Source organism: Pseudomonas sp. MDT1-16 (assembly GCF_054898115.1).
The window spans coordinates 5,875,548-5,897,430 of sequence record NZ_CM142717.1 but is presented as its reverse complement, the minus strand read 5'-3'; the positions used below and the strand labels follow the sequence as shown (position 1 = coordinate 5,897,430).

The following is a 21,883-nucleotide window of genomic DNA, read 5'->3' as shown; positions in this document are numbered from 1 at the left end:
TCGAGGACCCCGTCATGGCTTTCGAAGCAATGTTCCAGCCGATCCAGATCGGCAAACTGACCATCCGTAACCGCGTGCTCAGCACCGCGCACGCCGAGGTCTATGCCACCGACGGCGGCATGACCACCGACCGGTACGTCAAGTATTACGAAGAGAAAGCCAAGGGCGGGATCGGCCTGGCGATTTGCGGCGGTTCCTCCAGTGTGGCCATCGACAGCCCGCAAGGCTGGTGGAAGTCGGTCAACCTGGCCGACGACCGGATCATTCCGCACTTCCAGAACCTGGCCGATGCCATGCACAAGCATGGCGCCAAGATCATTATCCAGATTACCCACATGGGTCGTCGTTCGCGCTGGGATGGCGAGCATTGGCCAACCCTGCTGTCGCCGTCGGGCATCCGTGAACCGGTGCACCGTGCGACCTGCAAAACCATCGAGCCGGAAGAAATCTGGCGGGTGATCGGCAACTACGCCACCGCGGCTGGCCGCGCCAAGGCCGGTGGCCTGGACGGCGTCGAACTGTCGGCAGTGCACCAGCACATGATCGACCAGTTCTGGAGCCCGCGCGTCAACAAGCGGACCGACGAATGGGGCGGCAGCTTCGAGAACCGCATGCGTTTCGGCCTGGAAGTGATCAAGGCTGTGCGGGCTGAAGTCGGCCCGGATTTCTGTGTCGGCATCCGTCTGTGCGGTGACGAGTTCCACCCGGACGGCTTGTCCCACGAGGACATGAAGCAGATCGCCAAGTACTACGATGACACCGGCATGATCGACTTCATCGGCGTGGTGGGTTCGGGTTGCGACACCCATAACACCCTGGCCAACGTTATCCCGAACATGAGTTATCCACCGGAGCCGTTCCTGCACTTGGCGGCCGGTATTAAAGAAGTGGTGAAGGCCCCGGTACTGCACGCGCAGAACATCAAGGACCCGAACCAGGCGACCCGTATTCTGGAAGGCGGTTACGTCGACATGGTCGGCATGACCCGCGCCCACATCGCCGACCCGCACCTGATCGCCAAGATCAAAATGGGTCAGGTCGACCAGATCAGGCAATGCGTCGGCGCCAACTACTGCATCGACCGTCAGTACCAGGGCCTGGACGTCTTGTGCATCCAGAACGCCGCGACCTCCCGTGAATACATGGGCGTGCCGCACATCATCGAGAAGTCGACCGGTGTGAAGCGCAAGGTTGTGGTGGTCGGTGCCGGTCCTGCCGGGATGGAAGCCGCTCGCGTGTCGGCCGAACGCGGCCACGACGTGACCCTGTTCGAGAAGAAAGAATTCATCGGTGGGCAGATCACCACTGCCTCGAAAGCGCCACAGCGTGACCAGATTGCCGGCATCACTCGCTGGTTCCAGCTTGAGCTGGCCCGTTTGAAAGTCGACCTGCGCCTGGGCGTGGCGGCCGATGCAGCAACTATTCTGGACTTGCGTCCGGACGTGGTGGTGCTCGCCGTCGGCGGTCATCCATTCCTGGAGCAGAACGAACATTGGGGCGCGGCTGAAGGCCTGGTGGTCAGCAGCTGGGACATCCTCGATGGCAAGGTCGCACCGGGCAAGAATGTGCTGGTCTACGACACCATTTGCGAATTCACCGGGATGTCGACCGCCGACTTCCTCGCCGACAAGGGCAGCCAGGTCGAGATCGTCACCGACGACATCAAACCGGGTGTGGCCATCGGCGGTACGTCGTTCCCGACCTACTACCGCAGCATGTACCCCAAAGAAGTGATCATGACTGGGGACATGATGCTGGAGAAGGTCTACCGCGAAGGCGACAAGCTGGTGGCGGTGCTGGAAAACGAATACACCGGCGCCAAAGAGGAGCGGGTGGTGGACCAGGTGGTCGTCGAAAACGGCGTGCGTCCGGACGAAGAAATCTACTACGCGTTGAAGGAAGGCTCGCGCAACAAAGGCCAGATGGACATCGAAGCTTTGTTCGCGATCAAACCGCAACCTTCGCTGAGCCAGGCGGGCGACGGCTACTTGCTGTTCCGCATCGGCGACTGCGTGGCGCAACGCAACACCCACGCGGCGATCTACGACGCGCTGCGGTTGTGCAAGGATTTCTAAGAGCTTGTGGATAACCCTGTAGGAGCGAGGCTTGCCCGCGAAGGCCTCCTGACATTCAACATTGATGTCGGCTGATCCATCGCCTTCGCGGGCAAGCCTCGCTCCTACAGGAATTCGAGCAAGGCATCCAGCTAGTTAGGCCTGCAAGACCCGAGGTCTTTGGGAGCTCCACCATGTTGAACACCCTTCTTCCAATCCTGTTGTTCGCTGCCCTGGGCCTGGCTGTCCTGGGCGCGTTGCGGCGGGTGGCTATGTGGCGCCGAGGTCGAGCTTCGAAAGTCGACCTGATCGGCGGCCTGTTCGCCATGCCCAAGCGCTACATGGTCGACTTGCACCATGTCGTCGCGCGGGACAAATACATCGCCAACACCCACGTCGCGACTGCGGGTGGTGCGGTGGCGTCAATGGTGCTGGCGATACTGGTTCACGGTTTCGGCCTGCACAGTCGCATTCTTGGTGTTGCCCTGTTGATTGCCTCGACGGTGATGTTCGTTGGTGCGATTTTCATGTTTCTGCGTCGTCGCAACCCACCGGCTCGCCTGTCCAAAGGGCCATGGATGCGCCTGCCAAAAAGCCTGTTGGCATTCTCTGCAAGCTTCTTTCTGTTGACCCTGCCGGTGGCGGGCATTCTTCCGGAAAACTTCGGTGGTTGGGTGCTGGCGGCGATCCTTGGCGTCGGTGTGCTGTGGGGCGTTAGCGAACTGTTCTTCGGCATGACCTGGGGCGGGCCAATGAAGCACGCCTTCGCCGGTGCCCTGCACCTGGCCTGGCACCGTCGCGCCGAACGTTTTGGCGGCGGTCGTTCCACCGGTTTGAAACCGCTGGATCTGAATGATCCGACCGCGCCACTGGGCGTGGAAAAACCCAAGGATTTCACCTGGAACCAACTGCTCGGCTTCGATGCCTGCGTGCAGTGCGGTAAATGCGAAGCGGCGTGCCCGGCATTCGCCGCCGGCCAGCCGCTGAACCCGAAAAAACTGATTCAGGACATGGTGGTCGGCCTCGCGGGTGGCACCGATGCCAAGTTCGCCGGCAGCCCTTATCCAGGCCAACCGATTGGCGAACACGCCGGCAACCCGCATCAACCGATCGTCAACGGTCTGGTGGACGCTGAAACCTTGTGGTCCTGCACCACCTGCCGCGCCTGCGTCGAGGAGTGCCCGATGATGATCGAGCACGTCGACGCCATCGTCGACATGCGCCGTCACCTGACCCTGGAAAAAGGCGCAACCCCGAACAAGGGCGCCGAAGTCCTCGAAAACCTGATCGCCACCGATAACCCTGGCGGTTTCGCGCCGGGCGGGCGGATGAACTGGGCGGCGGACTTGAACCTGAACCTGCTCAGCGAGAAGAAATCTGTCGACGTGCTGTTCTGGGTCGGCGACGGTGCCTTCGACATGCGCAACCAGCGCACCTTGCGCGCCTTCGTCAAAGTGCTGAAAGCAGCCAAGGTCGACTTCGCGGTGCTCGGTCTTGAAGAGCGTGATAGTGGTGACGTGGCCCGACGCCTGGGCGACGAAGCGACGTTCCAGTTGTTGGCCAAACGCAACATCCAGACCCTGGCCAAGTACAGCTTCAACCGTATCGTCACCTGCGACCCGCACAGCTTCCACGTGCTGAAAAACGAGTACGGCGCCTTCGACGGCCACTACCTCGTGCAGCACCACAGCACCTACATGGCCGAAATCATCGGCGCTGGCGCCCTCAACCTCGGTCAGCACAAAGGCAGCAGCGTGACTTATCACGATCCGTGCTACCTCGGTCGTTACAACGGCGAATACGAGGCGCCGCGTGAAGTGCTGCGTGCCCTCGGGATCGAGATCAAGGAAATGCAACGCTCCGGTTTCCGTTCGCGCTGCTGCGGCGGTGGTGGCGGTGCACCGATTACCGACATTCCGGGCAAACAACGGATCCCTGACATGCGTATGGACGACATCCGCGAAACCGGCGCCGAACTGGTGGCCGTGGGTTGTCCACAATGCACCGCGATGCTCGAAGGCGTGGTCGAACCCCGGCCGCTGATCAAGGACATCGCCGAACTGGTGGCCGATGCGTTGCTCGAAGACGCCGCGCCAGGCAAGCCGGCCACACCAGCCAAACGTGAACCTGCGGAGGTGCATTGATGAGCGACATTATCCGCCGCGACCCACGCGCCGAATGGATCGCCCGCAACCGCCTGCACCCGCTGCACGCGGCCATGCAACCGGCGCAGCACAGCTGGATGGGACCTAATGGCATCATCCGCAAGAATCCCCATGGCATCGGTTTTATCGGTCCCAACGGCATCAAACGGATCGACCGCAGCGGCGCTCAACAGGGCGGGGCGACAAAACGTTCGGCCGCGGTTGAAGTGCAATTGCCGCTGCATCAAGTGCCTGCACCTGCGTTTTACATCAGCGTGGTGCCGGACATGGTCGGCGGCCGCTTGAGCAGCCACGATCGCGACTTGCTCGGTCTGGCCCATCAGTTGGCCGGCAAGGACGGCGCGGTGTTGGCCGTGGTCTTCGGCGAACACAAAGAAAACGCTTTCGCCACCGCGGGCGTCGATCGCTTACTGGTGCTCGATGGTGACGAATTCAGCGGTTATGCACCGGAACAAAGAGTCCAGGGCCTGCGGGCTGTGGATAACCAGTTCAGCCCGCGTCACTGGTTGCTGCCGGACAGCCGCAGCGGCGGGGGGGAACTGGGTCGACGCTTTGCCGCAGCACTGGGCGAGCGCCCGGCCACGCGGGTCTGGCAGGTCAAGGATCAGGAGTGCATCGGCCGCGCTGGTGCTGGTTTGCAAGACCTTGCGCGCCCGGTCGCTCGCTTGATTCTGGCCGCCGTCGAATGCGCCGAACCGGTCAGCGAAACCCGTCACGAAGCCTTGCCGGTGGAGTTATCCACAGCGGTGGTGCGCAGTCTCTCGCGCATCGAGGATTTGGGCGCGGTGGCAGTGGACCCGGCGGCGATTCCGATGGCCGAAGCCGAATTCATCTTCTCCGGCGGCAACGGGGTCAAGGACTGGGGACTTTTCCACAGGACGGCCGAAGCGTTGGGCGCGACCGAAGGCGCGTCCCGTGTGGCAGTGGATGACGGCTTCATGGCGCGCGACCGTCAGGTCGGTGCGTCCGGCACCTGGGTTACCGCAAGGGTCTACGTGGCGGTGGGGATTTCCGGGGCAATCCAGCACCTGCAAGGCATCGGTGCCTGCGACAAGGTGGTGGCGATCAACCTCGATCCTGGCTGCGACATGATCAAACGGGCCGACCTGTCGGTGATCGGTGAAAGCGCCGAAATTCTTCAAGCCTTGATCGATGCGGTAGAGGCTTACCGCAATGAAGCCAAGCGCGATGCGGCTTAAGGAAAGGAAAGGGTTATGAGCACGAAAATCATCAGCCTGGTGTCCATCGGCGCCCACCCGACTTCCGGCCGGCCACGTCGCGCTGAACAGGATGCGCGGGCGGTGGAACTGGGTCTGCAACTGGCTGGGGATAACCTGCAAGTGCTGCATGCAGGCGATGTCGCGGAGCCTGCATTGCGCGCGTATCTGGGCATGGGCCTGGAACAGTTGCATGTGCTTGAACAACCTTCAGGCACCGATGCACTGCCGGCATTGACCGCGTATTTGCGTGACGCCGGAGCTCAGGTCGTGCTGACCGGCAGCCAGGCGGAAACCGGCGAAGGCTCGGGCATGTTGCCGTTCCTGCTGGCGGAAAATCTAGGCTGGCCGCTCGTCGTAGGGCTGGCTCAAGTTGAATCCATCGACGGCGGTTCGGCGCTGGTGCTGCAAGCCTTGCCACGCGGTCAGCGTCGTCGTTTGAAAGTGCGGCTACCGTTTCTCGCGACGGTGGATAACGCTGCGCCGAAACCTCGGCAGAGCGCTTACGGGCCGGCCCGACGCGGGGTGTTGCAGGCGGATGAAGTCGAAGTGATCGACGATGAACTGCTGGCGGTCGCCACCCTGCAACCGGCCAAGCCACGGCCTAAACGCTTGAAGGTGATCAAGGCCAAGAGTGGCGCGGACCGGATGAAAGCCGCGACGGCCAAGGCCAGTGGTGGAGGCGGACAAGTGCTTAAAGGGTTGAGTGCTGCCGCTGGGGCTGAGGCGATTCTCAAGTTATTGATTGAGGAAGGCGTCGTTCGCTAACGGTCCTGTGGAGTCTGCTAAATGGCAGTTGAATTTCGTTCGGCCCTGCGCGCGGATGCGCGGGAGATTGCTCGTTTGTTTCAGATTTCATCAGAAGGCGCTGCGGATTACATCTGGAGTCAACTGGCGCAGCCCGGTCAGGACCTATTGGATGTCGGTGCCAGTCGGTACGCCCGTGAAGACGTGGATTTTTCCTGGCAGAACTGCCTCATTGCCGAGGCCGAGGGAAACGTCATTGGCATGATGCACAGCTACGTGATGCGTCACGATCCGCTGGCGGCCCTTGTGACCGATCCGGTCCTGGCGCCGTATGCCAGGATGGAAATTCCCGACACCCTCTATATCTCCAGCCTGGCGCTTCATGAAGGCTGGCGAAATCAGGGCCTGGGCAAGCAGTTCCTCGCCTACGCCTACGACCGAGCCAACCAGCTTGGGCTCAATGGCTTGAGCCTGATCGACTACGCCGTGAACACCGGCGCCCGCCGGTTCTACGAGCGCCACGGCTTCCGTATCGTCGATACCTGCCAGATCACGCCACACCCGATGATTCGGGTCACGGGTGAGGCCTATCTGATGTATCGGCCTTAAGGCACGAATCCTATCCCACAAGGATGATGTGTTTACCCACAGTCCCTGTGAGCGCTTCTGTGGATAACATGTTCGCCGTTCGCCACGGCCCATACAAATCAAGCCCTGCAACCCTTCGTATAAAAAACGACCAACTTAACTTGCGGTTTTTTCAGGCTTTTTCCTGAGGATAACTTTTCACGCGAGCCAATACTTGCCCCCAATCTCTGTTAGCGCATCTGTGGATAAGATGTTCGCTGTCCGCTACAGGCCATATAAAACGGGCTTATCAGGTGGATGATCAAAAAACGATCAAATCATCGTTTTAGATCGATAAACCGCGCGAAAACCCCGATATATCGCGGCCTCCAACGGTTTTCCACAGATCCATCGAAGTTGCCCCCAAAGTCTGTTGGCGCTTCTGTGGATAAGGTGTTCGCCATCCTCTGCAGGCCACGTATTTCGTGCCTTACAGGCTTCCGATCAAAAAACAACCAATCGCAGTTCAAAACCCTGCTTCTGGATAAGTCACGGATTTTCTTCGGTTTCTGTGTAGAAAGTTTTCGCTGTAAACCGAGTTGTCCCCATTTGCTGTGGGTGAAGGTGTGGATAACTTGTTCGCGAACCTCTACAGCCCCACACCCGTGGCAGCTCCAATGCAATTGATCGAAATTTGAACAATAAAAAACCGCGAAACGTGTTCGCGGTTTTTTGTCTCAGCGGGGTCGGTTAGCCTTGAACCGGCACGCCTTTGAGGTAAGGCGCAGGCTCAGCCCCCAGGTTGTTCAGCAAACGCTCGCTGTACCAATCCACAAAGTTCACCACGCCAAACTCATAGGTCTTGGAATAAGGCCCTGGCTGATAAGCGGTGGAGTTGATGCCGCGCTGGTTCTCTTCGGCCAGGCGACGGTCTTGGTCGTTGGTCGCATCCCACACCTTGCGCATGCGTTCCACGTCGTAATCCACGCCTTCGACCGCATCCTTGTGCACGATCCACTTGGTGGTGACCATGGTTTCCTGCGCGCTGATCGGCCACACGGTGAAGACGATGATGTGATCGCCCATGCAGTGGTTCCAGGAGTGCGGCAGGTGCAGGATGCGCATCGAGCCCAGGTCCGGGTTCTTGATGCGGCCCATGAGTTTGGCGCAGCCCTGTTTGCCGTCCAGGGTCATCGACACGGTGCCTTTGAGCAGCGGCATGCGCACGATGCGGTTACGCAGGCCGAAACTGGCGTGGGCGTAAGGAATCTTCTCGGCTTCCCAGGCAGCGGCGGAGGCGGCGACGTGGTCCTTGAAGGCCTGGTCAGCGCGCGGGTCGGTAACGTCGTCCCATTCCAGCAAGGTTTTCAGCAGTTCCGGGTGCGATGCGTTGCAGTGGTAGCACTCGCGGTTGTTTTCCAGCACCAGTTTCCAGTTGGCTTTTTCGAACAAGGTGGTCTGGATCGCCACCTTGGTGTTCTCCATGTCGTACGGTTCCATGTAATGGTTCAGCGTCGACAGGAAGTCATCAATGGCCGGCGGATTCTCCGACAGACTGATGAAGATGTAACCGCCGGCAGTCTTCACGTTCACCGGTTTTAGGCCGTACTGCTTCATGTCGAAGTCGGCGCCCATCTCGGTGCCGGCAAACAGCAGGCGACCGTCCAGTTCGTAGGTCCACTGGTGGTAGTGGCAAACCAGTTTGGCGACCTTGCCTTTTTCGCTGGTGCACAGCCGCGAACCGCGGTGACGGCAGACGTTGTGGAACGCATGCACCACACCTTCGGCACCGCGAATCACGATGATCGGGTTCTTGCCGACTTGCAGGGTCAGGTAATTGCCCTTGGTCGGGATCTCGCAGGTCATGCCGGCGATCAACCACTCTTTCGAGAAGATTTCCTGCATGTCGATATCAAACAGCCGCTCGTCAGAGTAAAACGGCTGCGGCAGCGAGAAAGTGCGTTCGCGCTCTTGAAGCATTTGCGCGGTGGCCTTGCGTGCGGGTTCCAGCGGATCGCCCAGACTGATTTTTGCGGTGACGTCCATCGATTTGATCCTCAAGGCCATTTTGTGTGGCCGGCGAAATAGTGGCTGATACGGTTTGCTACGCAAGGGTGTAAAGAAAACGTCTTTGTGTGGGGCCGAGTGTGGGGCCGGCGCACGCCAGAACCTTATCCACGAGCGACATGGCCCACTCTGTTCCCGACGCGCAACCCCCGGTAGTTAAGGGCTGGTCGCGATAAGTATGTGAATGTCGCAGATAGGTAAATGGGTGGTTCGCGCGTTACGCAGAATTGCCAACATAAGGCCGAGCATCGGCGGTGGAGAACAGCATGTCCAACAGCTTCCTGAATCCGGTAACCACCCAGACCTGGGCCAATGGTCGACACATCGTCCGTTGCGTCAAAGTCATCCAGGAAACCTGGGATGTGCGCACCTTCTGCTTTATGGCTGACCAGCCGATTTTGTTCTTCTTTAAACCGGGGCAGTTTGTCACCCTGGAGCTGGAGATCGAAGGCGTGCCGATCATGCGCTCCTACACCATTTCCAGCTCGCCATCGGTGCCGTACAGCTTTTCGGTGACGATCAAGCGCGTACCGGGCGGCAAGGTTTCGAACTGGCTGCACGACACCCTGCATGAAGGCCAGGAGCTGGCCGTGCACGGGCCGGTCGGGCTGTTCAACGCCATGGACTTCACTGCGCCGAAGGTTCTGTACCTCAGCGGTGGCGTCGGTATCACGCCCGTCATGTCGATGGCTCGCTGGTTCTATGACACCAACGGCAACGTCGACATGGTGTTTATCCACAGCGCCCGTTCGCCGAAAGACATCATTTACCACCGCGAACTGGAACACATGGCGTCGCGGATCGATAACTTCAGCCTGCACCTGATCTGCGAGAAGCATGGTCTGGGCGAGCCGTGGGCCGGTTATCGCGGTTACCTGAACCACAAGATGCTCGAACTGATGGCGCCGGACTTCCTTGAGCGCGAAGTGTTCTGCTGCGGCCCGACGCCGTACATGAACGCGGTCAAGCGCATGCTCGAAGCGGTCGGCTTCGACATGAGCCGTTATCACGAGGAATCCTTCGGCGCCACGCCACCGGAAGCCCGTGCCGATGCGGTTGAACAAGCCGAAATAGCAGCAGATGCACCGGACATCGATGTGGCGGACCTGCATCAAGTGGAATTCACCGCGTCCGGCAAGAGCATTCGCGTTGCACCGGGTGAAACCGTGCATGCGGCGGCGGCCAAGCTGGGTCTGTTGATTCCGAAGGCTTGCGGGATGGGGATCTGCGGGACGTGCAAGGTAATGAAGTTGGGTGGCGAGGTTGAGATGGATCACAACGGCGGGATCACCGAGGAAGATGAGGCCGAGGGGTTTATTCTTTCGTGCTGCAGCGTGCCGAAGGGTGATGTGCGGATCGAGTTTTAAGCCTTTGTTATCCCATCCCGATATCGGGATGGGATCGCTTTCGTTTAGTCGACAAACAGATCCGGCATCAGTGTGTCGGTTGTATCCGGTGCAAATCGATACTGTTCAAAATCCGTCACTCCGTGTTCACCCAGAATTTCCTCATCGATCAGCAAACGACCGGTAATGCTGCGAGCGCTGCTGTCCAGAATGAGGTGAGCGGCATCCGCCATGATCGCAGGCGTGCGCGCATGCTTGAAGGACTCGCGTGACCCGAGTTGAAACTCGATGGCGGCGGTCGCAATCATCGTCTGCGGCCACAATGAATTGACGCTGATGCCGTAGTTCTTGAATTCCTCGCTCATGCCTAAGGTCAGCATGCTCATGCCGTACTTGGTCACGGTGTACGGGCTGTACTGGGCGAACCACTTGGTGGCCAGGTTCAGCGGCGGAGACAGGTTGAGGATGTGGCCGCTGGTTTTTTTCAGGTAGGGCAGGGCGGCCTGACTGCACAGCAGCACGGCGCGGGTGTTGATCTGGTGCATCAGGTCGAAGCGCTTGAGTTCGATGTGCTGGACTCCGGTCAACTTGATTGCCCCGGCGTTGTTGATCAGTGCATCAATGGCGCCGAAATGTTCATGGGTCTGGGCCAGCGCCTCACGCACCGCGACTTCATCACGCACATCTACCTGCAAGGCCAACGCCTTGCCGCCCGCGGCTTCGACTTCCTTCGCCACGCTGAAAATCGTACCCGGCAGTTTGGGATGAGGCTCGGCGCTTTTAGCGGCAATCACAATGTTGGCCCCATCCCGCGCGGCCCGCAGTGCGATCTCGCGACCAATTCCGCGACTGGCGCCGGTAATGAACAGGGTTTTGCCTTTCAATGACATGCGTGCGCTCCTGATTATTGTTATCTGAGCGGATCGAAGCAGCTCGCAGTCAATGTAGACTAACTCCCCAGCCGCCACTGATCGTTCCCACGCTCCGCGTGGGAATGCTTCCAGGGACGCTCCGCGTTCCAGCCTCACCGCCTGCGTGGAGCCAAACACCGTTGTGACGCAGAGCGTCACGGGCTGCATTCCCACGCAGAGCGTGGGAACGATCATCAGTGCCGTATGCGTCAATACCAGCGCTGAATCTCGATCAACCCCTCCATCCCGGCATAATTCCTGGCACTGGAATAGCGCCAGTGCTCCGGCAAATCCACATAACCGCGTTTTACGGGGTTGTAGTGGATGTAATCCAGCTTCTGGCGCATCACCGCTTCGCTGTACACCATTTCCGCATGCGAACCTTCCTGCCATAGCTGATACACCCGGTCCTGCTTGTGTGCACGTTTGCTGAAGCGCAGGCGCCGCAAAGCGCGCTCGGCGCCTTTGTTTTGCAGATCGTCGATGATTTGTCGGGCGGTGAAGGATTTGAATTGGCTGAGGCATTTGCTTAGGTCTGGAGCCTCGGCAACGAAGTGGAGATGGTTCTCCAGGACCACATAGCCATACAGTTTTAGATCTCGATGGGATTGCTGATAGCGCCAGCAATTGAGCAGGTGGTCGACGATGTAGGGGCGGATGAATAGCGGAAGCCATTCCATGAGGGTGCAGGTCAGGAAGTGGGGTTTGTCGGGTTCGGTGATGGTGTAGCGGCTTCGGCCCATGGGTGCATTCCTTTGCGCGGGAATGACTAGGGTGGGCGCCGTAGTGTGATGGGGCTAGCAGACAGCGACGCGGAGCGAGTGGGAAATTGCGACACGCCCGTAATGATCGTACCCACGCTCTGCGTGGGAATGCAGCCCGTGACGCTCTGCGTCACAACAGTGTCCGACTCTACATCGGCGGTGAAGCAGGAACGCGGAGCGTCCCGAGAGGCATTCCCACGCGGAGCGTGGGAACGATCATGTGGGAAGTTAGCGGGACATGACCTCGCGAATATCCGCCGCCAGTTCCCGTACGCGTTCTTCTTCGGTGTCCCACGAGCACATGAAGCGTGCGCCGCCGTTGCCGATGAAGGTGTAGAAGCGCCAGCCCTTGGCCGTCAATGCAGCGATCGCCGGTTCCGAGAGTTGCAGGAACACGCCGTTGGCCTGCACTGGAAACATCAGTTCCACGCCTGGAATATCGCTCACCAGTTCCGCCAGCAACTGCGCGCAGTGGTTGGCGTGTTTGGCGTATTTGAGCCAGGCGTCGTTTTCCAGAATCCCGACCCAGGGTGCCGAGAGGAAACGCATCTTCGAGGCCAGTTGCCCGGCCTGTTTGCAGCGGTAGTCGAAGTCTTCGGCGAGTGCGTGGTTGAAGAACAGAATCGCTTCCCCGACGGCCATGCCGTTTTTGGTGCCGCCGAAGCACAACACGTCGACACCGGCCTTCCAGGTCAGGTCCGCTGGCGAGCAGCCGAGGAACGCACACGCATTGGAAAACCGCGCACCGTCCATGTGCAGATTCAGGCCCAGCTCTTTGCACGTGGCGCTGATGGCGCGGATTTCTTCCGGGGTGTAGACGCTGCCGACTTCGGTGGCCTGGGTCAGGGTGACTACGCGCGGTTTCGGGTAGTGGATGTCCTGGCGCTTGAGCGCGATTTCGCGGATCGATTCCGGGGTCAGCTTGCCGTTTTCAGTGCGGGCGACGAGCAGCTTGGAACCGTTGGAAAAGAATTCCGGTGCGCCGCATTCGTCGGTTTCGACGTGGGCGGTTTCCGAGCAGATCACGCTGTGGTAACTCTGGCACAGCGACGACAGGGCCAAGGAGTTGGCGGCAGTGCCGTTGAAGGCGAAGAATACTTCGCAGTCGGTTTCGAACAGTTTGCGGAAATCGTCGGACGCGCGTGCGGTCCACTCGTCGTCGCCATAGGCGCGCTGGTGGCCGTGGTTGGCCTGTTCCATGGCAGCCCAGGCTTCAGGGCAGATACCGGAATAGTTGTCGCTGGCGAATTGTTGGCTCTTATCGGTCATGGCCGGCTTCCGTGTTCGGGGGGCTCTTATGGTGAAGAGTTCCGTGGTCAATGATGGTGCGCACTTTACCCAAGATCGTCAGGAGAGCACACGCGATGATGCTGTCAGAAAAATACAAAGACGCCGGGCAATTATGCACATGACGCAAAGGGACGGGGCACTGGATCTGCTCAAGTGGCTGGCGCTGTTGAGCATGGTGCTCGATCACCTGCGATATGTCGGTTATTCCGTCGATATTCTGTATGTTCCGGGCAGGCTGGCCTTTCCGTGGTTCTGTCTGGCGATGGCCGCAAACCTTTCGCGGGCCCGCGCGGTGACGACCGACGGCCAGTGGCGTTATCTGGGCTGGTTGTTGCTGTTTAGCGCCATCAGCGAAATTCCCTACCGGATGTACATTCCTGATCCCAACACCTTGAACGTGCTGCCCACGTTGGTTCTGGGGCTATTGGTAGCGCGTGGTTGGCAGCAGGAAGCGCTGCAATCGCGACTGCTCGCGGTCGGCGCTCTGACGCTGGCGGCGCTGTTCCCGGAACGCCTGATGTTCGGCTTCTTCGGCGTATTGTTGCCGCTGGGGATGTTGCTGGTGATCAAGCGGCCCTGGTACTTCAGTCTGCTGCCCGGACTGGTCTGTCTGGCCGCCAACCAATGGGAGGTGCTGTATTACTCCGCCCGATTTGGTAACCGTGCGGCCATCCTCGGTATCACCACTTGTCTGATCGCGCCATTGCTGGGGCTGGTCTTGTTGCGACATGCCAAACATCTCAAGCCACCACCGATGCGGCGTTGGGCGTATGCGCTCTATCCCGCGCATTTCCTCGCACTGTTGGTCCTGCGCCAACTCCTGACCTGACATAGTCCCTGTGGGTTTGAGGGCAGTGTCTGACCAGCCAATTGCGCTCATGTCGTAAACGCACCTTTGCGTGGCGTCCATAGGCATTTGACCTGTCTGCGCCGGTCATACCATCGCATCCAAAGGGCACTGCCGAAAGGTACGTGCCTCACCGAGACGAATGGCGCACTGCCGCCGCTGGGAGAGACGCGATGTTCAGCAAGCAAGACCAGATCCAGGGTTACGACGATGCACTGCTGGCGGCGATGAATGCCGAGGAGCAACGCCAGGAAGATCACATCGAGCTGATCGCGTCCGAGAACTACACCAGCAAACGCGTCATGGAAGCGCAAGGCAGTGGCCTGACCAACAAATACGCCGAAGGCTATCCGGGCAAGCGCTACTACGGTGGCTGCGAGCACGTCGACAAGGTTGAAGCGCTGGCTATTGAACGCGCCAAGCAGCTGTTCGGCGCCGACTACGCCAACGTGCAGCCGCACTCCGGCAGCCAGGCCAACGCCGCGGTATTCCTTGCGCTGCTGCAGGCTGGCGACACCGTGCTGGGCATGAGCCTGGCCCACGGCGGTCACCTGACCCACGGCGCCAAGGTCAGCTTCTCCGGCAAGCTTTATAACGCTGTGCAGTACGGCATCGACACCGCCACCGGCCTGATCGATTACGACGAAGTCGAGCGCATGGCGGTCGAGCACAAGCCAAAAATGATCATCGCCGGGTTCTCCGCTTACTCGAAGACCCTGGACTTTCCGCGCTTCCGTCAGATCGCTGACAAAGTCGGCGCTTATCTCTTTGTTGATATGGCTCACGTTGCCGGTCTGGTCGCTGCCGGCCTCTACCCGAACCCGCTGCCGTACGCTGATGTGGTCACCACCACTACCCACAAAACCCTGCGCGGTCCTCGTGGCGGTCTGATCCTGGCCAAGGCCAATGAAGAGCTGGAAAAGAAATTCAACGCTGCCGTATTCCCCGGTGGTCAGGGCGGCCCGCTGATGCACGTGATCGCCGGTAAGGCGGTGTGCTTCAAGGAAGCGTTGGAGCCAGGTTTCAAGGCTTACCAACAACAAGTGATCGACAACGCTCAGGCCATGGCCGGCATCTTTATAAAACGCGGCTACGATGTAGTGTCCGGCGGGACTGACAACCACCTGTTCCTGGTCAGCCTGATCCGTCAGGGCCTCACCGGTAAAGAGGCGGATGCAGCACTGGGTCGCGCCCACATCACCGTGAACAAGAACGCTGTGCCGAACGATCCGCAGTCGCCGTTCGTCACCTCCGGCCTGCGCATCGGCACCCCGGCGGTGACCACGCGCGGCTTCAAGGTGACCCAGTGCGTCACGCTGGCCGGCTGGATCTGCGACATCCTCGACAACCTCGGCGACGCCGATGTCGAGGCGAACGTCGCGCAGCAAGTGTCGGCCCTGTGCGCGGACTTCCCGGTTTATCGCTGAGCGCGGTTTTGGAGTAAATGACTATGCAACGCTACTCGGGCTTCGGCCTCTTCAAACACTCCCTCAGCCATCACGAAAACTGGCAGAAAATGTGGCGCACGCCGACCCCTAAAAAGGTCTATGACGTGGTCATCGTCGGCGGTGGCGGGCATGGTCTGGCGACCGCCTACTACCTGGCCAAAGAGCACGGCATCACCAACGTGGCCGTGGTCGAGAAAGGCTGGCTGGGCGGCGGTAACACCGCGCGCAACACCACCATCGTTCGCTCCAACTACCTGTGGGATGAGTCGGCGCACCTGTACGAACACGCGATGAAATTGTGGGAAGGCCTGTCCCAGGACCTGAACTACAACGTGATGTTCTCCCAGCGCGGCGTTTACAACCTGTGCCACACCCTGCAGGACATTCGTGATTCCGAGCGTCGGGTCAGCGCCAACCGCCTCAACGGCGTGGACGGTGAACTGCTCGACGCCAAACAAGTGGCCGACGAGATTCCGTACCTCGACTGCTCGAAGAACACGCGCTACCCGGTGATGGGCGCAACCGTCCAGCGTCGCGGCGGCGTGGCCCGTCACGATGCCGTGGCGTGGGGCTTTGCCCGTGCCGCCGACGCCTTGGGCGTGGATTTGATTCAACAGACCGAAGTGATCGGTTTCCGTAAGGAAAATGGCGTGTGCATCGGCGTTGAAACCAACAAAGGCTTCATCGGCGCCAAACGCGTCGGTGTCGTGACCGCCGGTAACTCCGGGCACATGGCCAAACTTGCCGGTTTCCGTCTGCCGATCGAATCCCATCCGCTGCAAGCGCTGGTGTCCGAGCCGATCAAACCGATTATCGACAGCGTGATCATGTCCAACGCCGTACACGGTTACATCAGCCAGTCCGACAAGGGCGACCTGGTGATCGGCGCCGGCATCGACGGCTACAACGGCTACGGCCAGCGTGGTTCGTACCCGGTGATCGAGCACACCGTTCAGGCCATCGTCGAGATGTTCCCGGTCTTGTCCCGCGTACGCATGAACCGTCAGTGGGGCGGCATCGTCGATACCACGCCGGATGCGTGCCCGATCATTTCGAAAACACCTGTACCGAACATGTTCTTCAACTGCGGTTGGGGTACCGGTGGCTTCAAGGCAACACCTGGCTCGGGCAACGTCTTTGCCGCGAGTTTGGCCAAGGGTGAAATGCACCCATTGGCTGCACCTTTCTCCATCGACCGTTTCCACAACGGTGCGTTGATCGATGAACACGGCGCTGCTGCGGTTGCCCACTAACAGGAGAAATCCCCATGTTGCATATCTTCTGTCCTCACTGCGGCGAGCTGCGCTCCGAAGAGGAATTCCACGCCTCCGGCCAGGCGCATATCCCGCGCCCACTGGACCCAACTACTTGCACCGACGAGGAGTGGGGCGACTACATGTTCTTCCGCGATAACCCTCGCGGTCTGCACCACGAACTGTGGGATCACGTCGCCGGTTGCCGTCAGTACTTCAACGCCACCCGTGACACCGTGACCTACGAGATTCTCGAAACCTACAAGATCGGCGCCAAGCCGCAGTTCACCGACAAGACCGATAGCCCGAAAGCGGCCACGACGGCTCTGGGAGAGAAGGTATGAGCCAGATCAATCGCCTGTCCAACGGCGGACGGATCGACCGCAACAAAGTGCTGAGCTTCACCTTCAACGGCCAGACCTACAAAGGCTTTGAAGGCGATTCGCTGGCCGCTGCACTGCTGGCCAACGGCGTCGACATCATCGGCCGCAGCTTCAAGTACTCCCGTCCGCGCGGCATCTTTGCCGCCGGTGCTGAAGAGCCGAACGCCGTGCTGCAGATCGGCGCGACCGAAGCCACGCAGATCCCGAACGTACGCGCCACGCAACAAGCGCTGTATCAAGGTTTGGTCGCCACCAGCACCAACGGCTGGCCGAGCGTGAACAACGACATGATGGGGATTCTCGGCAAGGTCGGCGGCAAGCTGATGCCGCCGGGCTTCTACTACAAAACCTTCATGTACCCGCAATCGTTCTGGATGACTTACGAAAAGTACATTCGTAAGGCAGCCGGTCTTGGCCGCTCGCCGACCGAGAACGATCCGGACACCTACGACTACATGAACCAGCACTGCGACGTGCTGATCGTCGGCGGTGGTCCTGCTGGCCTGGCCGCTGCACTGGCAGCAGCTCGCAGCGGTGCTCGCGTCATCCTCGCCGATGAACAGGAAGAGTTCGGCGGCAGCCTGCTCGATTCCCGCGAAAGCCTCGACGGCAAGCCTGCTTCCGAATGGGTCGCCAGCGTCATCGCTGAACTCAAAGACACCCCGGACGTGCTGCTGTTGCCGCGTGCCACGGTTAACGGCTACCACGACCATAACTTCCTGACCATTCACGAGCGTCTCACCGATCACCTCGGCGACCGCGCACCGATTGGCCAGGTGCGTCAGCGCATCCACCGTGTTCGCGCCAAGCGTGTGGTGCTGGCGACCGGCGCTTGCGAGCGTCCACTGGTTTACGGCAACAACGACGTGCCGGGCAACATGCTCGCTGGCGCTGTGTCGACTTACGTGCGTCGCTACGGCGTGGCACCAGGCAAGAAGCTTGTCCTGAGCACCAACAACGATCACGCCTACCGCGTTGCTCTGGACTGGCTCGACGCCAGCCTGCAAGTCGTGGCCATCGCCGATGCCCGCAGCAATCCGCGCGGTGCGCTGGTGGAAGAAGCACGCGCCAAAGGCATCCGCATCCTGACCGGTAGCGCTGTAATCGAAACCCGTGGCAGCAAGCACGTGACCGCTGCTCGCGTTGCCGCGATCGATGTCAAAGCTCACGCGGTGACCAGTCCTGGCGAATGGCTTGATTGCGACTTGGTTGCGACTTCCGGCGGTTACAGCCCGGTGGTCCACTTGGCTTCGCACTTGGGCGGCAAGCCGACCTGGCGTGAAGACATCCTCGGTTTCGTACCGGGCGAAGCACCGCAGAAACGCGTGTGCGTCGGTGGCATCAACGGCGTCTACGGGCTCGGTGATTCCCTGGCCGATGGCTTTGAAGGCGGCGCTCGCGCAGCCAGCGAAGCCGGTTTCAGCGTGGTCGAAGGCACCTTGCCGAAAGCCCTGAGTCGTCTGGAAGAGCCTACTTTGGCGCTGTTTCAGGTGCCGCATGAAAAGAACACCGCACGTGCGCCGAAGCAATTCGTCGACCTGCAAAACGACGTCACCGCAGCCGCCATCGAACTGGCAACCCGCGAAGGCTTCGAGTCGGTCGAACACGTCAAACGCTACACCGCACTGGGCTTCGGTACTGACCAGGGCAAACTCGGCAACGTCAACGGTCTGGCCATCGCCGCCCGTTCGCTGAACGTGACCATCCCGCAGATGGGCACCACCATGTTCCGTCCGAACTACACACCGGTCACCTTCGGCGCCGTGGCCGGCCGTCACTGTGGGCACATCTTCGAGCCGGTGCGTTTCACCGCGCTGCATCACTGGCACGTGAAGAACGGCGCCGAGTTCGAAGACGTCGGTCAGTGGAAACGTCCTTGGTACTTCCCGAAAAACGGTGAAGACCTGCATACCGCCGTGAAACGCGAATGCAAAGCCGTGCGCGACAGCGTCGGCCTGCTGGACGCTTCGACCCTGGGCAAGATCGACATCCAGGGCCCGGACTCACGCGAGTTCCTCAACCGCATCTACACCAACGCCTGGACCAAGCTCGATGTGGGCAAGGCTCGCTACGGCCTGATGTGCAAAGAAGACGGCATGGTCTTCGACGACGGCGTAACTGCCTGTCTCGCCGACAACCACTTCGTGATGACCACCACCACCGGCGGCGCTGCACGCGTGCTGCAATGGCTGGAAATCTACCACCAGACCGAATGGCCAGACCTGAAGGTGTACTTCACTTCCGTGACGGATCACTGGGCAACCATGACCCTGTCCGGGCCGAACAGCCGCAAGCTGCTCAGCCAAGTTACCGACATCGACCTGACCAACGAAGCGTTCCCGTTCATGACCTGGAAAGAAGGCCTGGTCGGCGGTGTGCCGGCGCGGGTGTTCCGGATTTCGTTTACCGGTGAACTGTCGTACGAAGTCAACGTGCAAGCCGACTATGCGATGGGCGTTCTGGAAAAAATTGTTGATGCTGGCAAGCAGTACAACCTGACGCCATATGGCACTGAAACCATGCACGTTCTGCGAGCCGAAAAGGGCTTCATCATCGTCGGTCAGGACACTGACAGCTCGATGACTCCGGACGACCTGAACATGGGCTGGTGCGTCGGTCGCACTAAACCGTTCTCATGGATCGGCCAGCGTGGCATGAACCGTGAAGACTGCGTGCGTGATCAGCGCAAACAGTTGGTCGGCCTGAAGCCGATCGATCCGACCAAATGGCTGCCGGAAGGCGCGCAACTGGTGTTCAACACCAAGCAAGCGATTCCGATGACGATGGTCGGCCACGTGACGTCCAGCTACCTGCACAACTCCCTCGGCTATTCGTTTGCCATGGGTGTGGTGAAGGGCGGCTTGAAGCGCATCGGTGAGCGCGTGTTCGCACCGCTGGCGGATGGCAGCGTGATCGAGGCGGAAATCGTTTCTTCGGTGTTCTTCGATCCGAAAGGCGATCGCCAGAACGTCTGACACCACAGCCCCTGTAGGAGCGAGGCTTGCCCGCGAAGAACGATAACGCGGTGCATCAGCCAGACCGCGTGGCTCCCTTCGCGGGCAAGCCTCGCTCCCACAGGTGAAATGCAAGAATTCAGGACAGGTGCTTTATGACCGCAGCCAATGTTTACCAACAACGCCCAACCACTGGGGCCAAGGCCGAGTCGTCGCTGCATCATGCCGACCTCGCCAGCCTGGTGGGCAAGGGCCGAAAAAGCGCCGGCGTGATCGTGCGTGAGAAAAAACTCCTCGGCCACCTGACCATTCGTGGCAATGGCCACGATGCCGCCTTCGCCGCTGGCGTGCACAAGGCCCTCGGCATCGAATTGCCGGGTGCGCTGACCGTCGTCGTCAAAGGCGAAACCAGCCTGCAATGGATGGGGCCGGATGAATGGCTGCTGATCGTGCCGACCGGTGAAGAATTCGCCGCCGAGCAAAAACTGCGCGAAGCGCTGGGTGACTTGCACATCGCGATCACCAACGTCAGCGGCGGCCAGCAGATCCTCGAGCTGAGCGGCCCGAACGTGCGCCAGGTGCTGATGAAGTCCACCAGCTACGACGTGCACCCCAACAGCTTCCCGGTGGGCAAGGCTGTGGGCACCGTGTTCGCCAAGTCGCAACTGGTCATCCGCCACACCGCCGAAGACACCTGGGAACTGCTGATTCGTCGCAGCTTCTCGGATTATTGGTGGTTGTGGTTGCAGGATGCTTCTGCCGAGTTCGGGCTTAGCGTCCAGGCTTGATGAGTAGTCGAGAACCCTGTAGCAGCTGCCGTAGGCTGCGTTCGGCGACGAAGTCGTCGTGAAACCTGCGGTAGCGTCCGATCAGGTTGACACGGGATTCAGATTTTACGACGGCTGCGCCGCCGAACGCAGCCTTCGGCAGCTGCTACAAAAGCGGCGTTGCTGCACTTTCGAACAGGAGTCACCGCACTATGAGCCGCGCCCCAGACACATGGATTCTGACCGCCGACTGCCCAAGCGTTCTCGGCACCGTGGACGCGGTGACCCGCTTTTTGTTCGAGCAGGGCTGCTACGTCACCGAGCACCATTCCTTCGACGACCGGCTCTCGGGCCGTTTCTTCATTCGTGTGGAATTCCGCCAGCCCGACGGCTTCGACGAACAAGCCTTCCGCGCAGGCCTGGGAGAGCGTGGCCAAGCCTTCGGCATGATCTTCGAACTGACTGCGCCGAACTACCGGCCAAAAGTGGTGATCATGGTGTCCAAAGCCGATCACTGCCTCAACGACTTGCTCTACCGCCAGCGCATCGGCCAGTTGTCCATGGATGTGGCCGCCGTGGTGTCCAACCACCCGGACCTCAAACCGTTGGCGGATTGGCATCAGATTCCGTACTACCACTTCCCGTTGGACCCGAACGACAAACCGTCGCAGGAGCGTCAGGTCTGGCAGGTGATTGAAGAGTCGGGCGCCGAACTGGTGATCCTTGCCCGTTACATGCAAGTCCTGTCGCCAGAGCTGTGCCGCAAACTCGACGGCAAGGCGATCAACATCCATCACTCCCTGCTGCCGGGTTTCAAGGGCGCCAAGCCCTATCACCAGGCTTACAACAAGGGCGTGAAACTGGTCGGCGCCACGGCGCATTACATCAACAACGACCTGGACGAAGGCCCGATCATCGCCCAGGGCGTAGAGGCCGTGGACCACAGTCATTACCCCGAAGACCTGATCGCCAAGGGGCGGGATATCGAAGGGCTGACCCTGGCCCGGGCTGTTGGTTATCACATCGAAAGACGAGTGTTCCTCAACGCCAATCGCACCGTCGTTCTCTAGATCGCTTTCGCGGGCAAGCCTCGCTCCTACAGG

General features: G+C 60.1%; 17 protein-coding genes. 13 read left to right on the top strand and 4 right to left on the bottom strand.

Going from position 1 to position 21,883, the window contains the following annotated elements:
- Window positions 1-14: 14 nt before the first annotated feature.
- From dgcA to ACYZT3_RS27285, 5 genes are all read left to right on the top strand, one after another.
- Complete coding sequence (gene dgcA / locus ACYZT3_RS27305; protein ID WP_462031126.1) at window positions 15-2,075, top strand: dimethylglycine demethylation protein DgcA; 2,061 nt, start codon at window positions 15-17, stop codon at window positions 2,073-2,075.
- A 173-nt stretch (window positions 2,076-2,248) separates the two neighbouring features.
- Window positions 2,249-4,198 carry a dimethylglycine demethylation protein DgcB gene (gene dgcB, locus ACYZT3_RS27300; RefSeq protein ID WP_462031125.1) on the top strand — a complete coding sequence of 650 codons (1,950 nt, stop codon included), beginning with the start codon at window positions 2,249-2,251 and terminating at the stop codon, window positions 4,196-4,198.
- Window positions 4,198-5,418, top strand: a complete 1,221-nt coding sequence (gene etfA / locus ACYZT3_RS27295; protein ID WP_282380554.1) for an electron transfer flavoprotein subunit alpha — start codon at window positions 4,198-4,200, stop codon at window positions 5,416-5,418. The genes dgcB and etfA overlap by 1 nt, the downstream gene beginning before the upstream one ends.
- A gap of 15 nt (window positions 5,419-5,433) precedes the next feature.
- On the top strand, window positions 5,434-6,204 hold the full coding sequence (gene etfB / locus ACYZT3_RS27290; RefSeq protein WP_282380552.1) for an electron transfer flavoprotein subunit beta: 771 nt from the start codon (window positions 5,434-5,436) through the stop codon (window positions 6,202-6,204).
- Between the two features lie 21 nt (window positions 6,205-6,225).
- Window positions 6,226-6,792, top strand: coding sequence for a GNAT family N-acetyltransferase (locus ACYZT3_RS27285; RefSeq protein WP_462031124.1), 567 nt, complete (start codon window positions 6,226-6,228; stop codon window positions 6,790-6,792).
- Window positions 6,793-7,500: 708 nt separating this feature from the next.
- On the opposite strand, the gene gbcA is transcribed toward ACYZT3_RS27285, so the two are convergent.
- The gene (gene gbcA, locus ACYZT3_RS27280) at window positions 7,501-8,796 is read right to left on the bottom strand and encodes a glycine-betaine demethylase subunit GbcA (protein WP_282380548.1); all 1,296 of its coding nucleotides are present in this window, start codon (window positions 8,794-8,796) and stop codon (window positions 7,501-7,503) included.
- A 287-nt stretch (window positions 8,797-9,083) separates the two neighbouring features.
- Between gbcA and gbcB the strand changes: the two genes are divergently transcribed.
- Window positions 9,084-10,184, top strand: coding sequence for a glycine-betaine demethylase subunit GbcB (gene gbcB / locus ACYZT3_RS27275; protein ID WP_462031123.1), 1,101 nt, complete (start codon window positions 9,084-9,086; stop codon window positions 10,182-10,184).
- A gap of 44 nt (window positions 10,185-10,228) precedes the next feature.
- On the opposite strand, the gene ACYZT3_RS27270 is transcribed toward gbcB, so the two are convergent.
- The 3 genes from ACYZT3_RS27270 to ACYZT3_RS27260 form a co-directional block, all read right to left on the bottom strand.
- Window positions 10,229-11,053: an SDR family oxidoreductase gene (locus tag ACYZT3_RS27270; protein WP_462031122.1), complete on the bottom strand. Its 825-nt coding sequence runs from the start codon at window positions 11,051-11,053 to the stop codon at window positions 10,229-10,231.
- A gap of 230 nt (window positions 11,054-11,283) precedes the next feature.
- Complete coding sequence (locus tag ACYZT3_RS27265) at window positions 11,284-11,817, bottom strand: REP-associated tyrosine transposase (RefSeq protein ID WP_462031121.1); 534 nt, start codon at window positions 11,815-11,817, stop codon at window positions 11,284-11,286.
- 249 nt (window positions 11,818-12,066) lie between these two features.
- Window positions 12,067-13,107: a threonine aldolase family protein gene (locus tag ACYZT3_RS27260; RefSeq protein WP_282380542.1), complete on the bottom strand. Its 1,041-nt coding sequence runs from the start codon at window positions 13,105-13,107 to the stop codon at window positions 12,067-12,069.
- 133 nt (window positions 13,108-13,240) lie between these two features.
- Here ACYZT3_RS27260 and ACYZT3_RS27255 point away from each other — a divergent pair, with 133 nt between their 5' ends.
- From ACYZT3_RS27255 to purU, 7 genes are all read left to right on the top strand, one after another.
- The gene (locus ACYZT3_RS27255; protein ID WP_282380538.1) at window positions 13,241-13,957 is read left to right on the top strand and encodes a TraX family protein; all 717 of its coding nucleotides are present in this window, start codon (window positions 13,241-13,243) and stop codon (window positions 13,955-13,957) included.
- A gap of 191 nt (window positions 13,958-14,148) precedes the next feature.
- Window positions 14,149-15,402 carry a serine hydroxymethyltransferase gene (gene glyA / locus ACYZT3_RS27250; RefSeq protein ID WP_282380536.1) on the top strand — a complete coding sequence of 418 codons (1,254 nt, stop codon included), beginning with the start codon at window positions 14,149-14,151 and terminating at the stop codon, window positions 15,400-15,402.
- A gap of 23 nt (window positions 15,403-15,425) precedes the next feature.
- Window positions 15,426-16,676 (top strand): sarcosine oxidase subunit beta, encoded by a 1,251-nt coding sequence (locus tag ACYZT3_RS27245; protein ID WP_038981138.1) that lies wholly within the window; start codon window positions 15,426-15,428, stop codon window positions 16,674-16,676.
- Window positions 16,677-16,690: 14 nt separating this feature from the next.
- Entirely contained in the window at window positions 16,691-17,020 is a 330-nt protein-coding gene (locus ACYZT3_RS27240) for a sarcosine oxidase subunit delta (RefSeq protein WP_131060659.1), read from the top strand.
- Window positions 17,017-20,034: a sarcosine oxidase subunit alpha gene (locus ACYZT3_RS27235; protein WP_462031120.1), complete on the top strand. Its 3,018-nt coding sequence runs from the start codon at window positions 17,017-17,019 to the stop codon at window positions 20,032-20,034. Before ACYZT3_RS27240 ends, ACYZT3_RS27235 begins: the two co-directional genes overlap by 4 nt.
- A gap of 134 nt (window positions 20,035-20,168) precedes the next feature.
- Entirely contained in the window at window positions 20,169-20,801 is a 633-nt protein-coding gene (locus ACYZT3_RS27230) for a sarcosine oxidase subunit gamma (RefSeq protein ID WP_282380528.1), read from the top strand.
- A 191-nt stretch (window positions 20,802-20,992) separates the two neighbouring features.
- A complete protein-coding gene (purU, locus tag ACYZT3_RS27225; RefSeq protein ID WP_462031119.1) occupies window positions 20,993-21,850 on the top strand; it encodes a formyltetrahydrofolate deformylase in 858 nt (285 codons plus the stop codon).
- The last annotated feature ends 33 nt before the right edge of the window (window positions 21,851-21,883 follow it).

What these genes read in the sequence shown, in the direction of transcription:
- dgcA (WP_462031126.1), top strand. Translation starts at nt 15, where the DNA reads ATGGCTTTCGAAGCAATGTTCCAGCCGATCCAGATCGGCAAACTGACC.
- dgcB (WP_462031125.1), top strand. Translation starts at nt 2,249, where the DNA reads ATGTTGAACACCCTTCTTCCAATCCTGTTGTTCGCTGCCCTGGGCCTG.
- etfA (WP_282380554.1), top strand. Translation starts at nt 4,198, where the DNA reads ATGAGCGACATTATCCGCCGCGACCCACGCGCCGAATGGATCGCCCGC.
- etfB (WP_282380552.1), top strand. Translation starts at nt 5,434, where the DNA reads ATGAGCACGAAAATCATCAGCCTGGTGTCCATCGGCGCCCACCCGACT.
- ACYZT3_RS27285 (WP_462031124.1), top strand. Translation starts at nt 6,226, where the DNA reads ATGGCAGTTGAATTTCGTTCGGCCCTGCGCGCGGATGCGCGGGAGATT.
- gbcA (WP_282380548.1), bottom strand. Translation starts at nt 8,796, where the DNA reads ATGGACGTCACCGCAAAAATCAGTCTGGGCGATCCGCTGGAACCCGCA.
- gbcB (WP_462031123.1), top strand. Translation starts at nt 9,084, where the DNA reads ATGTCCAACAGCTTCCTGAATCCGGTAACCACCCAGACCTGGGCCAAT.
- ACYZT3_RS27270 (WP_462031122.1), bottom strand. Translation starts at nt 11,053, where the DNA reads ATGTCATTGAAAGGCAAAACCCTGTTCATTACCGGCGCCAGTCGCGGA.
- ACYZT3_RS27265 (WP_462031121.1), bottom strand. Translation starts at nt 11,817, where the DNA reads ATGGGCCGAAGCCGCTACACCATCACCGAACCCGACAAACCCCACTTC.
- ACYZT3_RS27260 (WP_282380542.1), bottom strand. Translation starts at nt 13,107, where the DNA reads ATGACCGATAAGAGCCAACAATTCGCCAGCGACAACTATTCCGGTATC.
- ACYZT3_RS27255 (WP_282380538.1), top strand. Translation starts at nt 13,241, where the DNA reads ATGCACATGACGCAAAGGGACGGGGCACTGGATCTGCTCAAGTGGCTG.
- glyA (WP_282380536.1), top strand. Translation starts at nt 14,149, where the DNA reads ATGTTCAGCAAGCAAGACCAGATCCAGGGTTACGACGATGCACTGCTG.
- ACYZT3_RS27245 (WP_038981138.1), top strand. Translation starts at nt 15,426, where the DNA reads ATGCAACGCTACTCGGGCTTCGGCCTCTTCAAACACTCCCTCAGCCAT.
- ACYZT3_RS27240 (WP_131060659.1), top strand. Translation starts at nt 16,691, where the DNA reads ATGTTGCATATCTTCTGTCCTCACTGCGGCGAGCTGCGCTCCGAAGAG.
- ACYZT3_RS27235 (WP_462031120.1), top strand. Translation starts at nt 17,017, where the DNA reads ATGAGCCAGATCAATCGCCTGTCCAACGGCGGACGGATCGACCGCAAC.
- ACYZT3_RS27230 (WP_282380528.1), top strand. Translation starts at nt 20,169, where the DNA reads ATGACCGCAGCCAATGTTTACCAACAACGCCCAACCACTGGGGCCAAG.
- purU (WP_462031119.1), top strand. Translation starts at nt 20,993, where the DNA reads ATGAGCCGCGCCCCAGACACATGGATTCTGACCGCCGACTGCCCAAGC.